The 13,945-nt window shown below is 67.1% G+C and carries 12 protein-coding genes; 2 read left to right on the top strand and 10 right to left on the bottom strand.

From position 1 onward, the window contains the following. Positions 1-6: 6 nt before the first annotated feature. The 6 genes from AC3FJ6_RS04980 to AC3FJ6_RS04955 form a co-directional block, all read right to left on the bottom strand. Complete coding sequence (locus AC3FJ6_RS04980) at positions 7-1,251, bottom strand: 5-(carboxyamino)imidazole ribonucleotide synthase (protein WP_488770919.1); 1,245 nt, start codon at positions 1,249-1,251, stop codon at positions 7-9. A 27-nt stretch (positions 1,252-1,278) separates the two neighbouring features. Further along, positions 1,279-1,776, bottom strand: coding sequence for a 5-(carboxyamino)imidazole ribonucleotide mutase (gene purE / locus AC3FJ6_RS04975; protein WP_400393818.1), 498 nt, complete (start codon positions 1,774-1,776; stop codon positions 1,279-1,281). Positions 1,777-1,794: 18 nt separating this feature from the next. Beyond that, on the bottom strand, positions 1,795-2,703 hold the full coding sequence (locus AC3FJ6_RS04970; RefSeq protein WP_153946626.1) for a phosphoribosylaminoimidazolesuccinocarboxamide synthase: 909 nt from the start codon (positions 2,701-2,703) through the stop codon (positions 1,795-1,797). Positions 2,704-2,810: 107 nt separating this feature from the next. After that, positions 2,811-3,875, bottom strand: a complete 1,065-nt coding sequence (gene fba, locus AC3FJ6_RS04965) for a class II fructose-bisphosphate aldolase (protein ID WP_488770918.1) — start codon at positions 3,873-3,875, stop codon at positions 2,811-2,813. 112 nt (positions 3,876-3,987) lie between these two features. Beyond that, entirely contained in the window at positions 3,988-5,433 is a 1,446-nt protein-coding gene (gene pyk / locus AC3FJ6_RS04960; protein WP_153946624.1) for a pyruvate kinase, read from the bottom strand. 102 nt (positions 5,434-5,535) lie between these two features. Beyond that, positions 5,536-6,732, bottom strand: coding sequence for a phosphoglycerate kinase (locus AC3FJ6_RS04955; RefSeq protein WP_488770917.1), 1,197 nt, complete (start codon positions 6,730-6,732; stop codon positions 5,536-5,538). 370 nt (positions 6,733-7,102) lie between these two features. Here AC3FJ6_RS04955 and AC3FJ6_RS04950 point away from each other — a divergent pair, with 370 nt between their 5' ends. Continuing rightward, positions 7,103-8,212: a helix-turn-helix transcriptional regulator gene (locus AC3FJ6_RS04950; RefSeq protein WP_488770916.1), complete on the top strand. Its 1,110-nt coding sequence runs from the start codon at positions 7,103-7,105 to the stop codon at positions 8,210-8,212. 146 nt (positions 8,213-8,358) lie between these two features. Then, entirely contained in the window at positions 8,359-9,516 is a 1,158-nt protein-coding gene (locus tag AC3FJ6_RS04945; protein ID WP_488770915.1) for a helix-turn-helix transcriptional regulator, read from the top strand. On the opposite strand, the gene AC3FJ6_RS04940 is transcribed toward AC3FJ6_RS04945, so the two are convergent. From AC3FJ6_RS04940 to AC3FJ6_RS04925, 4 genes are all read right to left on the bottom strand, one after another. After that, complete coding sequence (locus AC3FJ6_RS04940) at positions 9,513-9,836, bottom strand: AzlD domain-containing protein (protein WP_092595218.1); 324 nt, start codon at positions 9,834-9,836, stop codon at positions 9,513-9,515. The genes AC3FJ6_RS04945 and AC3FJ6_RS04940 overlap by 4 nt on opposite strands. Next, complete coding sequence (locus AC3FJ6_RS04935; protein ID WP_153946620.1) at positions 9,833-10,630, bottom strand: AzlC family ABC transporter permease; 798 nt, start codon at positions 10,628-10,630, stop codon at positions 9,833-9,835. The genes AC3FJ6_RS04940 and AC3FJ6_RS04935 overlap by 4 nt, the downstream gene beginning before the upstream one ends. A 240-nt stretch (positions 10,631-10,870) precedes the next feature. Further along, on the bottom strand, positions 10,871-12,202 hold the full coding sequence (locus AC3FJ6_RS04930; protein WP_488770914.1) for an MFS transporter: 1,332 nt from the start codon (positions 12,200-12,202) through the stop codon (positions 10,871-10,873). A gap of 66 nt (positions 12,203-12,268) precedes the next feature. Next, on the bottom strand, positions 12,269-13,720 hold the full coding sequence (locus AC3FJ6_RS04925) for an amidase (RefSeq protein WP_488770912.1): 1,452 nt from the start codon (positions 13,718-13,720) through the stop codon (positions 12,269-12,271). Positions 13,721-13,945: the final 225 nt, after the last annotated feature.

Below are 13,945 nucleotides of genomic sequence, written 5' to 3'. Positions count from 1 at the left end.
CGAATCTCAGAGCGGGATATGCAGGGCGGTGGCGGCGGCGTCGAACGCGGCGGCCGCGGCCTCCGCCCGGTCGCCCACGCAGTTCACGTGGCCCATCTTGCGCGACGGGCGCGCGTCGTTCTTGCCATACAGATGCAGCTTGGCGCCGGGCTGCACCAGCACCTCGTCCCAGGCGGGCGTGCGCTCCAGGCCGAACTCGAACCAGCAGTCGCCCAGCAGGTTCAGCATCTTGCCGGCCGAATGCTGGCGCGTGCTGCCCAGCGGCAGGCGGGCCATGGCGCGCACCTGCTGCTCGAACTGGCTCGTCTCGCAGACATCCATCGTGATATGACCGGAATTGTGCGGGCGCGGGGCCATCTCGTTGGCCACCAGCGTACCGTCGGTCAGCACGAAGAACTCGATGCACAGCACGCCGACGTAACCCATTTCCGAGGTGATGGTGGCGGCGGCGGCGCGGGCGCGCGTGGCGATGTCGTCTGACACGCTCATCGACGGCATCGTCGTGGAAAACAGGATACCGTCGCGATGCACGTTCTCGGCCAGCGGCCAGGTGGCCGTGGTGCCGTCGGCGCCGCGGGCCGCCAGCACGGAGACCTCGTAGGCCAGCGGCAGCATCTGCTCCAGCACGCAAGGCACATGCTGCATGGCCTTCCAGGCGGCGCGCACGTCCTCGCGGGTCTTCACGCGGGCCTGGCCCTTGCCGTCGTACCCCATGCGCGCCGTCTTGAGGATGCCGGGCAGCACGTTGTCGGGCACGTTGTCCACGTCGGCGTCGTGCTGGATCACCCAGTGCGGGGCCGGCGGCACGCCCGTACGCTCGGCGCACGAGGCAAAGAACTTCTTCTCGCCAATACGGTTCTGCGCAATCGACACGCAGTAGCCGCGCGGCGCCACGAACACGCCGGCCTGTTCCAGGCGGTCCAGCGAGATCGACGGCACGTTCTCGAACTCGGTACTCACGGCCTGGCACAGGCTGGCCAGCTCGGCCAGCGCGGCGTCATCGGTGTAGGTGGCGCAGATATGGCGGTCGGCCACGTTGCCGGCCGGACTGTCCTGGTCGGGGTCGAGCACGCAGACGCGATAGCCCATCGACTGCGCCGCGTGCGTGAACATGCGGCCCAGCTGGCCGCCGCCGAGCATGCCCAGCCAGGCGCCGGGCAGGATGGGCGCGCCGGGGGCGTCCACGCCAAATTCGGCGCGCGACTCCGGCGTATGGGCTTCGGACAGGTAAGGATGGATATCGGTCGGCATGGCTCGGGCTTTTGTTACGGCTGAAACTTAGACAGGCAGGGTCATCGCGCGCGCGGCGTCGGTCTGCCTGGCGCGGAACGCTTCCAGTGCGCTGGCCAGCGCATCGTCGGTGGTGGCCAGCGTGGCGATCGCATGCAGCGCCGCGTTGGCGGCACCGGCTTCGCCGATCGCGAAGGTGGCCACGGGCACGCCCTTGGGCATCTGTACGATCGACAGCAGCGAATCCTCGCCGCGCAGGTACTTCGACGGCACGGGCACGCCGAACACCGGCACGATCGTCTTGGCGGCGATCATGCCCGGCAGGTGCGCGGCACCGCCGGCGCCGGCGATGATCGCGCGGATGCCGCGGCTGCGCGCCGACTCGGCGTAGCGGAACATGTCGTCGGCCATGCGGTGCGCCGACACGACCTGCGCCTCGAACGCCACGTTGAAATCCTTGAGCATGGCCACGGCGTGCTGCATCACGTCCCAGTCGGAACTGCTGCCCATCACCACGCCCACCACCGGCTTTGCTGCATTGCTCATGTTCTTGTCCCTTGCGCCTTACTGCAGCTGCTCGCCGGTCAGGCGGGTCAGTGCTTCCTTGTACTTGTCGGCGGTCTTCTGCACCACGTCATCGGGCAGCTTCGGCGCCGGCGCGGTCTTCGGCCACGGCTTGCCGTCGATGCGCACGGCTTCCAGCCAGTCGCGCACGAACTGCTTGTCGAACGACGGCGGATTGGTGCCCACCTGGTACGAATCGGCCGGCCAGAAACGCGACGAATCGGCGGTCAGCACCTCGTCCATCAGCGTCAGCGTGCCGTTTTCGTCCAGGCCGAACTCGAACTTGGTGTCGGCGATGATGATGCCGCGCGTGGCCGCGTACTCGGACGCTTCCTTGTACAGGCGGATCGAGATGTCGCGCATCTTTTCGGCCAGTTCGCGGCCGATGCGCTGCACCACCTCGTCGAACGAGATGTTCTCGTCGTGCTCGCCCATCTCGGCCTTGGCCGCCGGGGTGAAGATCGGCTCGGGCAGCTTCTGCGCGTTCTGCAGGCCGGCCGGCAGTGCGATGCCGCACACCTTGCCCGTGGCCTGGTAATCCTTCCAGCCGCTGCCAGCCAGATAGCCGCGCACCACCGCTTCCACCAGGATCGGCTTCAGGCGCTTGACCACCACGGCGCGGCCCTTGACCTGCGCCACTTCGTCGGGCGCCACCACGCTTTCCGCCGTCACGCCCGTCTCGTGGTTCGGCACGATGTGCGCGAGCTTCCGGAACCAGAAGTTTGCCATCTGGTTCAGCACGCGACCCTTGGCCGGAATCGGCTCTCCCATGATCACGTCGAAGGCCGACAGGCGATCGGTCGTCACGATCAGCAGCTTGTCGTCGCCGACGGCGTAGTTGTCGCGGACCTTGCCGTGGCCGAGCAGCGGCAGGGACTGGATGGAGGATTCGTAGAGGGCGTCAGACATGGTGTGAAAGCGGCTGCGGCTGAAAACAAGCGGGGCTTCGTGCGGTTGGCGAAGCCCCATGAAGTACGAACGCCCCGCGCGCCGGGCGGGCGGGGCGGTGAAACGATTTACTGCACGACCTGGGCGAGCTTGCCCGACGCGTACTGGCCGGCGATATCGGCCAGCGACACGGCCTTGATCTTGCTGGCCTGGCCTTCGCAACCGAAGGCGATGTAGCGCGCCTTGCACACCTGCTTGGCGGCTTCGCGGGCCGGCTTCAGGTATTCGCGCGGGTCGAACTTGCTCGGGTTTTCCGCGAAGAAGCGGCGGATCGCGCCGGTCATCGCCAGGCGGATGTCAGTGTCGATGTTGATCTTGCGCACGCCGTACTTGATGGCTTCCTGGATCTCTTCCACCGGCACGCCGTACGTTTCCTTCATGTCGCCACCGAACTGGCGGATCTCGGCCAGCAGTTCCTGCGGCACCGAGGACGAACCGTGCATCACCAGGTGCGTGTTCGGAATGCGGGCGTGGATTTCCTTGATGCGGCCGATGGCCAGGATGTCGCCCGTGGGCTTGCGCGTGAACTTGTAGGCGCCGTGCGAGGTGCCGATGGCGATGGCCAGGGCGTCCAGCTGGGTCGCCTTGACGAAGTCGGCCGCCTGCTCCGGATCGGTCAGCAGCATCGAGTGGTCGAGCTTGCCTTCGGCGCCGATGCCGTCTTCCTCGCCCGCTTCACCGGTTTCCAGCGAGCCCAGGCAGCCCAGTTCGCCTTCCACGGTCACGCCCAGCGCATGGGCCATCTGCACGACCTTGCGGGTCACGTCGACGTTGTATTCGTAGTCCGCCGGGGTCTTGCCGTCTTCCTTCAGCGAGCCGTCCATCATCACCGACGAGAAGTTCAGGTCGATGGCGGCCTTGCAGATCGCCGGCGACTGGCCGTGATCCTGGTGCATCACCACGGGGATGTGCGGATAGGCTTCCACGGCGGCTTCGATCAGGTGACGCAGGAAGTGCTCGCCAGCGTATTTGCGCGCGCCTGCCGAGGCCTGCATGATCACCGGGGCGTTGACCTCGTCGGCGGCCTGCATGATGGCCTGGACCTGTTCGAGGTTGTTCACGTTGAAGGCCGGCAGACCGTAGTTGTTCTCGGCGGCATGGTCCAGCAGCTGGCGCATGGATACGAGTGGCATGTCTAACTCCTGAATAAAAAAACGGTATCTGGTATTTTTTCGATGCTGCGCCGGGCAGGTTCGCGCATCCGCGGTGCGCCGTCCGTGCAGCGCACCACATCGGACGTCATCTTTACTTGAACTTGCTGCCGACCCTCACGATCTTCAGCGTGTTCGTGCCGCCGGCCTGGCCCATCGGCTCGCCGATCGTCAGCACAATGAAATCGCCATGCTGCACGGCGCCCTGCGCCAGCAGCAGTTCCTCGGCCTGTTCCAGCGCCTCGTCCCGGTCGGTACTCGACTGCAGCGGCAGCGGCACCACGTTGCGGTACAGCTGCATCTTGCGCTGCGACGCCAGATTGGGCGTCATGGCATAGATCGGCACATGAATGCGGTGACGGCTCATCCACAAAGCGGTGGCACCCGAATCGGTCAGCGCGGCAATGGCCTTCACGCCTAGATGATAGGCCGTGAACAGCGCACCCATGGCAATCGACTGGTCGATGCGCGAGAACGTCTGGTTCAGGAAATCGGTGTCCAGCTGCACGACCTCGGACTTTTCGGCCTCCAGGCAGATCGCGGCCATGGCCTCGACCGTTTCCACCGGATAGCGCCCGGCGGCGGTCTCGGCCGACGTCATCACGGCGTCGGTGCCGTCCAGCACGGCGTTGGCCACGTCCGACACCTCGGCGCGCGTCGGCACCGGGTTGACGATCATGCTCTCCATCATCTGGGTGGCCGTGATGGTCAGCTTGTTGGCCTCGCGGGCCAGCCGGATCATGCGCTTCTGCAGCGCCGGCACCGCCGCGTTGCCCACTTCCACGGCCAGGTCGCCACGGGCCACCATGATGCCGTCCGACGCGTTCAGGATTTCCTCGAGCACGCCCGGGCGGATGGCCTCGGCGCGTTCGATCTTGGCAATCATGCGCGCCTTGTGGTTGTGCGGCTGGCCGGCCACGTTGGCCAGCTGGCGCGCCATTTCCATGTCGGTGGCGTTTTTCGGGAAGCTCACGGCCACGTAGTCGGCGTGCAGGGCCATGGCGGTCTTGATGTCCTCCATGTCCTTGGCGGTCAGCGCCGGCGCCGACAGCCCGCCGCCCTGGCGGTTGATGCCCTTGTTATTCGACAGGTCGCCGCCAACGCGCACCGTGGTGAAGATCTCGGTACCGATCACGCGGTCCACCACCAGCACGATCAGGCCGTCGTTGAGCAGCAGTACGTCGCCCGGGCCCACGTCGCGCGGCAGGTCCTTGTAGTCCAGCCCCACGCGGTCCTGGTTGCCGGTCTCGCAGTTCGAGTCCAGCACGAACGGGTCGCCGGCCTTCAGCGTGACCTTGCCGTTCTCGAACCTGCCGACGCGGATCTTGGGGCCCTGCAGGTCGGCCATGATGGCCACCTCGCGGCCGCAGGCCGTGGCGGCCTCACGCACCAGCGCGGCGCGGTCGATATGGTCCTGCGCCGTGCCGTGCGAGAAGTTCAGGCGCACCACATCGACACCGGCCCCGATCATGCGGGTCAGCACTTCCAGCGAACTGGACGCGGGGCCAATCGTGGCGACGATCTTGGTGGAACGGGTCATGCGGGCGGTTTCCTGGGGTTAGCTGGCGGGGGGCCTGGGGGCAACTGGCAACTGGCAACTGGCTATGGGCCGGCCGGCTCGCGCCGCCAGCCCGCACGGGCTTCAGCCGGCAGCGCGTTGTTCCAGCACTTCGAACGCCGGCAGCTGCTTGCCTTCCAGGAACTCCAGGAAAGCGCCGCCGCCGGTGGAGATGTAGCCGATGCGGTCGGCGATGCCGTACTTGGCGATGGCGGCCAGCGTGTCGCCGCCACCGGCGATCGAGAACGCCTTCGACGATGCGATGGCGTCGGCCAGCACCTTGGTGCCGTTGCCGAACTGGTCGAACTCGAACACGCCGACCGGGCCGTTCCAGACGATGGTGCCGGCGGCCTTGAGCTGGTCGGCCAGCATGGCGGCCGTCTTCGGACCGATGTCCAGGATCATGTCGTCGTCGGCCACGTCCTTGACGTCCTTGACCGTGGCGGCGGCCGTGGCGCTGAATTCCTTGGCGCAGACCACGTCCACCGGAATCGGCACCGATGCGCCGCGCGCGGCCATGATGTCGATGATGGCGCGGGCGTCGCCCACCAGGTCGGGTTCGGCCAGCGACTTGCCGATCTTCAGGCCGGCGGCCAGCATGAAGGTGTTGGCGATGCCGCCACCGACCACCAGACCGTCCACCTTGTCGGCCAGCGCCTTCAGGATGGTCAGCTTGGTCGATACCTTCGAACCGGCCACGATGGCCACCAGCGGACGGGCCGGCTGGCCCAGCGCGCGGCCCAGCGCGTCGATCTCGGCGGCCAGCAGCGGGCCGGCGCAGGCGATGGGGGCGAATTTGGCGATACCGTGGGTGGTGGCTTCGGCGCGGTGCGCGGTGCCAAAGGCGTCATTGACGTAGACGTCGCACAGCCGGGCCATCTTCTGGGCCAGTTCGTCGCTGTTCTTCTTCTCGCCCTTGTTGACGCGGCAGTTTTCCAGCAGGACCACCTGGCCGGGCGCCACTTCCACGCCATCGACCCAGTTCTGTACCAGCTTCACCGGCTTGCCGAGCAGTTCCGACAGGCGCGTGGCGATGGGGGCCAGCGAATCCTCGGGCTTGAATTCGCCCTCGGTCGGGCGGCCCAGATGTGACGTCACCATCACGGCAGCACCGGCTTCCAGGCAGGCCTGAATGGCCGGCACCGACGCGCGGATGCGCGTGTCCTCGGTGATGTTGCCTGCGTCGTCTTGCGGCACGTTCAGGTCGGCGCGGATAAACACACGCTTGCCGGTGAGTTTGCCTTGGGAAATGAGATCGGTAAGACGCAGGACAGAGGTCATGGCGATAAGAGCGGGGACGGGGACGGCATACAACCGTCCACAGAAGTCTGGAAAACCGCCATTTTACCTGATCGCCGTGACGGATTTGCGCCTTGCCGCGGGGGTGCCGCAGGGGCATCACACGGCGGGCCGGCAAAGACCCTACTTAAGGAGGGGATGTTGTCTTAACAACTTCTGCCCCGTATGCGGTAATGTACGCCCTAAATGTACTAAACGTATGCATAGTCAGACACTCGAACTATTTTTGATAGTTTTAGTACATCATGACACCAGACGACAGCCGGCAAAGACTGGCTATGCCATTTCCACGGACGTGCACGACGGATAAGTGGAAAGGAACCGATGTTGGCGAATGCAAGGGGGTAGTCAGATGGAACAAGCCGCCGCCATTCACGGCGCTATTCGCGGGTTGTATGAAGGCGTCCTCGATCCCGCCGCGTGGCAGCAAAGCCTGCGGACGCTGACCGAGATTGCCGACACGGCGCATGCGTCGATGATGGTGTGGGACACGGTGCGCGACCAGGTGACCGTCAACGAAGTGGTCAACCCGGTGGCGGAGCTGTTCACCACCTATGAGAACGATTTCCAGTCCATCGATCCGGCCAAGGCCTTCGCGCCCCGGCTGGTGCCGGGCGCGTGGTACATCGACGCGCGCGACCTTGGCCCGCAGGCCATGGCGCGCCATCCGTTCTATCGCGATTTCTTCAACCGGTTCGAACTGCGCTCGTATGTGGCCTGCCTGGTGGAACGGCAGCCGCATTACGAGGTGTATTTCTCGATGCAGCGCGCGCTGTCGCAGGACGCCTTCTCGGGCGAGGACACGCGCCGGCTCGACTGGGTCATCCCGCACATGCGCAGCGCCATTGCCATGCGCGACCGCACGCTGGCGCTGTCGACCATGGCCTCGATGTCGGCCCGCCTGCTCGAACGGCTGGCCTTCGCCGTGGGCGTCTACACGCCGGACCGGAACCTGCTGCTGGCCAACACGGCTGGCGAACGCTGGGCGCGCCGCCTGGAACCATCGGGCAAGACCACGACGTGGCACCTGTCGCGGCCGTTTGCCGAGATGGTGCAGGCGGCCTGCGACCCCGGCAATCCGCTAGGCGCGCAGGCCGCGCGCGCCAGCGACGATCACGGCAACCATGCCGAAGTGCTTGTCCTGCCGTTGCCGCCCACGCACGCGTTTGCGTCGCAATGGCAGCAGCCGGCGGCGCTGGTGGTGGTGCACGAGGCGGGCGCCCCGTCCGTCCTGCTCGACACCGTGCTGCGCAACCTCTACGGCCTGACCCCGGCCGAAACGCGGCTTGCAGCGCGGCTGGCGACGGGCGAACGCTTGCCCGAGGCGGCGCAGCACATGCGGATTCGCCACGAGACCGCGCGCACCCAGCTCAAGGCCGTCTTCCTCAAGACCGGCTGCACGAGCCAGGCGCAGTTCACCCACCTGCTGACGAAGCTGTCGGCCACGCTGGACGGCGGCTGACGCCCCTTCCGCCCTCCACCGCAGGCAATTCCGCGCCCCAGCCCTGGCACGCAAGGACCACGTCGCCCCTTTTCGCAGGGTCGCGATGCACGGCGGCACCCTTCGCTCGCGCGCTCGCCGTCGAACAGGACAAAGGAAGTAACGTAATGAACGCATCTGACATGCACGAGACCATTCGCGGTCTCTATCTAGGAGTCTTCGACCCCCTTGCGTGGCAACGCAGTCTGCACGCGCTGTGCGAACAAAGCGGCAGCCTCCAGGCATCGCTGCTCGTGCTGGATACCGCGCAGCAGACCGTACAGGTTCGCCATCTGGTCAACCGCGCCCCCGACAACCTGGCCATCCTGCCGCCGCCCTACCGGCTGCACGGCGGCATGCCGGCGTCGGGGTCCATGGCGGTGGGCGGCTGGTATATCGACCAGCGCGACACCGCCGGCGCCACGGCCCAGCACCAGACGTTTCGCGGCGAACCGTTCGACGACGTGGCGCTGACATCGGTCATGGCCTGCCTGGTCGACCGCCGTCCGGCGCATGAAATCTACCTGGTGCTCCAGCGCCCGGCCAGCGAGGACGGCTACGCGGAGACCGACGCACGCGCGCTGGATTGGGTCATTCCGCACCTGCGCGAAGCCATGGCCCTGCGAGACCGCACGCATGCCGTCGCGGCGCGCGGCCACGTTTCTGCCGACCTGCTCGACCGGCTGCCTTTCGGGGTGGTCGTCTTTTCGGAATCGGGCAAGGTCCTGCTGGCCAATGCCGCCGGGCAGCCCTGGACGCGCCGGCTGCAGTCCGGCGAGGCCGCCGACCCGCACGCCGGCATCCAGGGCAACGGCAATGGCTGGCGCCTGTCGCGGCCGTTTGCCGATGTCGTGCGTGCGCTGTGCGACCCCAACACGCTGCAGCCGGCGCAGGCCATCCACGCCACCGGCGCCGATGGCCGCGGGGCACAGATCGTGGCCGTGGCGCTGACGCCGGCGCTCTACCTGTCGTCGGAATGGGAAGGACAGCCCATCCTGGTGGCCATCCACGAGACGAATGACCCGCCGCGTGCGGTGCCCGCCGTGCTGCGCGATCTCTACGGCCTGACGCCGGCCGAAAACCGGCTGGCCATGCTGTTGGTCACGGGCATCGGCCTGCCCGATGCGTGCATGCAGCTCGGGATCAAGCGCGAAACCGGGCGTTCGCAGCTCAAGGCCATCTTCACCAAGACCGGGACCAGCACCCAGGCCCAGCTTGCCCACCTGCTCACCCGCCTGGGCAGCATCCTGGCCGAGCCGGCCCATCGGGAAGCGCAGCCCGTCTAGCCCAGCAGGCGCAGGGCGGTGTACACCGCCATGCCCACCACGATCATCCCGACCATGCGTTTGGTCAGCACATAGCAGACCGTGGCGGCGATGCCCGCCATGAGCTTGTCGTTGCCGGGGCCGATCGTGAAATGGCCTTCGAAGGTCAGCAGATCGGGCAGGATGATGGCCGCCAGCGCGGCGGCCGGCGCGTAGCGCAGCGCGCGCTGGATGCGGTCGGGCACCGTGACGCGCTCGCCCGCCATCAGGAACAGCGCCCGCGAGAACACGGTCACCACGGTCATGCCGAGGATGGCGATCCAGGTATCGAGATGGCTCATGCCTGGTCTCCGGTCGGCTGGCGGCCCTTGCGGGCGCGGATACCACGCAGCGTGGCGCGCGCCGCCATCTCGTCGCTGGCCATGCCGGCGGCAATCGCGGCCACCACGGCAATCACCAGCGCCAGACGGTACGGCAGGTCGAAGCACAGCAGCGCCACCACCGCCGCCACCACCACGGCCATCAGCGTCGAGCGCGAGTTGATCGTCGCGATCATCACCGGGATCAGCGCCAGCGTGCCGGCCAGCGCCAGGCCCCAGCTGTCCGGGAACAGGCTCGCCAGCACGATGCCGATGATCGACGACACCTGCCATGTGGCGCAGTTGATCAGCGCCATGCCCCAGAAATACCCCTCCTTGCCCGGCGCGTAGCCCGGCTCGGCGTACCGTTGCATGAAGTAGACAAAGTGCAGGTCGCCGTTGAAGAAGCCCAGCAGCGTACGGCGCCAGCCCGGCAGATAGTTGAAATGCGGCTGCAGCGCGGCGCTGAAGATCACGAAGCGCAGGTTGACGACGGCGGCCGTGAGCCAGACCGTCCAGATCGGCATGCCCGCCGCGAACAGCGGCAGCACGGCCAGTTGCGCGGACCCGGCATAGACCAGCAGCGACATGCCGATGGCCTCGGGCACCGTCAGCGCCGATTTGCTCATGGCCACCCCGGTGACCAGGCCCCACGAAAATACCGCGGGCAGCGAGGGCGCGAAAAATCGCGCGCCGTCGAGAAAGGCGTTGCGCTCCACCTCGGCAAAGCGATGCCAGAGGCGCAACCACACCGGGGACGACTGTCGGGGTGTCATGGCGAGATGAGAAGAGACGGTACGGCAGGCCGTCTTGTGCGGCATTGCCGTCAGGAAGGACCATCGGCCACGCGCGAAACGCGTGGCCGATGGCGGAGCAGCCATTATAGGGCCGCCGGCGCCGCTGGTAAGCAGCGGCTTAATTGCGCCAGGGGCGACTGTTGTTTCGAGGTCAAAACGCCGCCGTCACATGGCGAACCGGCCGCCTCCTGCCGCACTCGCTGGCGAATCCCGTCCGGTTCAGGCCGGCTTGCTCGCCGGCGCGGCAGGCGCCAGCGGCGCCGCGGTGGCGCCCACGGGCTCGGCGGCATCGTCGTGGTCGCCGCCGCCGGCCTGTCCCAGGTCGATGCCCGACGTTTCGGGCAGCAACGCCGCCGATACCATCACCAGCGCGTAGCCGACGCCGGCCACCATGGCGATGGCCAGCGCCAGCGACGTGCGCCCGCTGTTGAGCCAGCCCACGGCCAGCGGGAAAAACGACCCAATCACCCGGCCCAGGTTGTACGCCACGCCGTAGCCGGTGGCCCGCACGCTGCTCGGGTACGACTCCGAGATCGTGGCGCCGATGCCCGAGAACACGCCCTGCATCAGCACCCCGAGCGGAAAGCCCAGGAACAGCATCGACGTGTTCGATACCGGAATCACCATATAGACCATGGCCATCACGAAGGCGCCCGCCGCAAAGGCGATGTAGGTCAGGCGCCGGCCCCAGCGATCAGTGGCATAGGCGCCGGCCACGTAGCCGACCAGCGAGCCCAGGATCGTCACGGCCAGATAGGAACTGGTGCCGAATACCGACAGGCCGCGCTCGGTCTTCAGGAACGTCGGCAGCCACGTGGCAATGGCGTAGTAGGCACCGAGCATGCCGCCCGACAGCAGGCTGCACAGCAGCGTCTTCTTCAGCAGCGGCTTGCGGAACACGCGCGCCAGGTCGGCAGTGGCCGAGGCCCTGCCGCGCTCGGCCCGGCTCTTCAGGAAGACTTCGGGTTCGTCCAGGTTGCGGCGCAGGTAGACCACCACCAGCGCGGGCAGGATGCCCAGGAAGAAGCAGACCCGCCACGCCGTTTCGGGCTCGAACAGGTTGAACGTGATGGCATAGGCGATGGCCGCGCCGCCCCAGCCGAACGAATAGCTGCTGGCCGTGAAACCCGAATATTTGCCGCGATGCGCCGGATTGCGGATCAGTTCGGTCACCAGCACCATGCACAGCGACGATTCCCCGCCAAAGCCCAGGCCCTGCAACATGCGGAATACCATCAGCTGTTCTGGCGAATTGGCGATGCCGCACAGGAAGCAGGACACCGCGAACACCAGGATGGTCCAGCGCAGCACGCGCACGCGGCCAAAGCGGTCGGCCAGCAGGCCCGCGCCGACGGCGCCCACCAGCGACGACACCAGCGTCCACGTGACGATGGCGCCGGCCATCGACTTGCTCATGCCCCATTGCGCCAGCAGCGTCGAAATCAGGAACGAATAGATCATGAAGTCGAACACATCGACCGCATGCCCCAGGAACGCCCCGTAGAACCCCTTGCGCTCGGCGCGCGACAACTCCTTGAACCAGTCCAGCATGATCGCCCTCCCCTTTTAGCGATGTTGCGATGTTGCGATGTCGTAACTTGTTGGTGATTTAGCGATTTAGCGATTTAGCGATTCGGCGATGCGCGGGGGCCGGAAGCCATGGCCGGCGTCTTCCAGCAACTGCGCGAGGCGCAACGATGTGAGATCGCCGTAGCGGCGCGCCACGATCTGCACGCCCACCGGCAAGCCGTCGCGCGCCGGGCCGATCGGCGCCACCGTCGAGGGCAGACCGCACAGCCCCGAATGGCCGGCCCAGAACAACTGCGACGTCAGCGGCCACGGCTGGCCATTGACCGTGATCGTGCGTTGCCACGGCTCCCCGCCTTCGTCGAGTGGAAAGGCCGTGGTGGACGCGGCCGGGCATAGCAATACGTCGAAATCGCAGAAGAAGCGATTCCAGGCACGGGCAAAGGTCTCGCGCGCATGCTGCATCAGCAGCCAGTGCCGATGGCTCAGCGCGGCACCAGTGAACTGCAGCGACGCGTAGTCGGCGTCGTCGCCGTTGGGGTCGCGGGCACGTGCCAGCGCATCGGCAAATGCGGCGTCATCCATATGCAGCGACGTGGTGGCGCGCAACAGCAGCACGTAGATGCGCCACAGTTGCGCGGCATCGAAGTCTGGTCGGACATTCCAGGCCACCTGCGCGCCGGCTGCCGCCAACTGGTGCCCCAGCTGCTCGATGGCGCTGCTGACGGTGCCATCGACCTCGGCCAGCGGGTGGGTCGGCAGCACGGCCACGCGGAAATCGGACAGACGGGTGTGATCGCACGGCGGCAGGTCGAGCCGCCATGCCGGGGCGTCGGCGGCATCTGGCCCGACGATGGCGCGCAGCACCAGTTCCAGGTCGCGCGCGCTGCGGGCCACGGGGCCGGCCACGTTGATGTCCTGCGCGGCAAACCCGGCCCGCGCATTGCCATGGCCGCGCAGCGGCACGATGCCGTGGCTGCTCTTGTGCGAGAACACGCCGCAGTAATGCGCCGGATTGCGCAGCGACGAGCCGATGTCCGAGCCGATATCGAAAAAACTCATGCCGGCGCAGACCGCCGCCGCGCTGCCGCCCGACGACCCGCCCGGCGTGCGCGACAGGTCGTGCGGATTACGGGTGGTGCCGTAGACCGCGTTGTAGCTCTGCCAGTCGCGCAGGCCTAGCGGCACGTTGGTCTTGCCCAGCAGCACGGCGCCGTGCGCGCGCAGGCGCTCGACCACCACGGCGTCGGCCCCCGCGCGATGCGTGGCGCGCGCCGGCACGCCGCACGTGGTCGGCCAGCCGGCCACATCGAACGATTCCTTGATCGAGAACGGCACGCCGTCGAGCGGCCCGCGCGAACGACCCGCGTGCCGGCGCGCATCGCTTTGCATGGCGGCCTCGCGGGCCGCCTCGAAATCGGCCAGCACGATCGCATTGACCTGACCGTGATGGGCGTCCCAGGCCGCCTGGCACGCATCGACCAGCGCCAGCGCCGTGGTCTCGCCGCGTGCCAATTGCGCGGCAGCAACGTGGGCGGGCATCCAGCGGACATCTGGCCGGGGCGGATCGGCCGGCATGGGGTCAGGCAGGGTCACAGTGGCTCCGTTGTTGTCGTGGGCGCGGCGCAAAAGGTTGGCCGAACCTGTGGGGGGCGTGTCGGAAGCTGGACGTCGTATCTCGACGATTCGGTATACTATATTCCGCATTCGCAGAATCTCAAGGCAGTATTTGTGCCAAGGCCCGATGCACCGCAGCAAGGACGCGGG

Source organism: Cupriavidus sp. 94F1 (assembly GCF_057798875.1).
This window is presented reverse-complemented; position numbering and strand designations above follow the sequence as displayed.

What these genes read in the sequence shown, in the direction of transcription:
- AC3FJ6_RS04980 (WP_488770919.1), bottom strand. Translation starts at nt 1,251, where the DNA reads ATGCCGACCGATATCCATCCTTACCTGTCCGAAGCCCATACGCCGGAG.
- purE (WP_400393818.1), bottom strand. Translation starts at nt 1,776, where the DNA reads ATGAGCAATGCAGCAAAGCCGGTGGTGGGCGTGGTGATGGGCAGCAGT.
- AC3FJ6_RS04970 (WP_153946626.1), bottom strand. Translation starts at nt 2,703, where the DNA reads ATGTCTGACGCCCTCTACGAATCCTCCATCCAGTCCCTGCCGCTGCTC.
- fba (WP_488770918.1), bottom strand. Translation starts at nt 3,875, where the DNA reads ATGCCACTCGTATCCATGCGCCAGCTGCTGGACCATGCCGCCGAGAAC.
- pyk (WP_153946624.1), bottom strand. Translation starts at nt 5,433, where the DNA reads ATGACCCGTTCCACCAAGATCGTCGCCACGATTGGCCCCGCGTCCAGT.
- AC3FJ6_RS04955 (WP_488770917.1), bottom strand. Translation starts at nt 6,732, where the DNA reads ATGACCTCTGTCCTGCGTCTTACCGATCTCATTTCCCAAGGCAAACTC.
- AC3FJ6_RS04950 (WP_488770916.1), top strand. Translation starts at nt 7,103, where the DNA reads ATGGAACAAGCCGCCGCCATTCACGGCGCTATTCGCGGGTTGTATGAA.
- AC3FJ6_RS04945 (WP_488770915.1), top strand. Translation starts at nt 8,359, where the DNA reads ATGAACGCATCTGACATGCACGAGACCATTCGCGGTCTCTATCTAGGA.
- AC3FJ6_RS04940 (WP_092595218.1), bottom strand. Translation starts at nt 9,836, where the DNA reads ATGAGCCATCTCGATACCTGGATCGCCATCCTCGGCATGACCGTGGTG.
- AC3FJ6_RS04935 (WP_153946620.1), bottom strand. Translation starts at nt 10,630, where the DNA reads ATGACACCCCGACAGTCGTCCCCGGTGTGGTTGCGCCTCTGGCATCGC.
- AC3FJ6_RS04930 (WP_488770914.1), bottom strand. Translation starts at nt 12,202, where the DNA reads ATGCTGGACTGGTTCAAGGAGTTGTCGCGCGCCGAGCGCAAGGGGTTC.
- AC3FJ6_RS04925 (WP_488770912.1), bottom strand. Translation starts at nt 13,720, where the DNA reads ATGCCCGCCCACGTTGCTGCCGCGCAATTGGCACGCGGCGAGACCACG.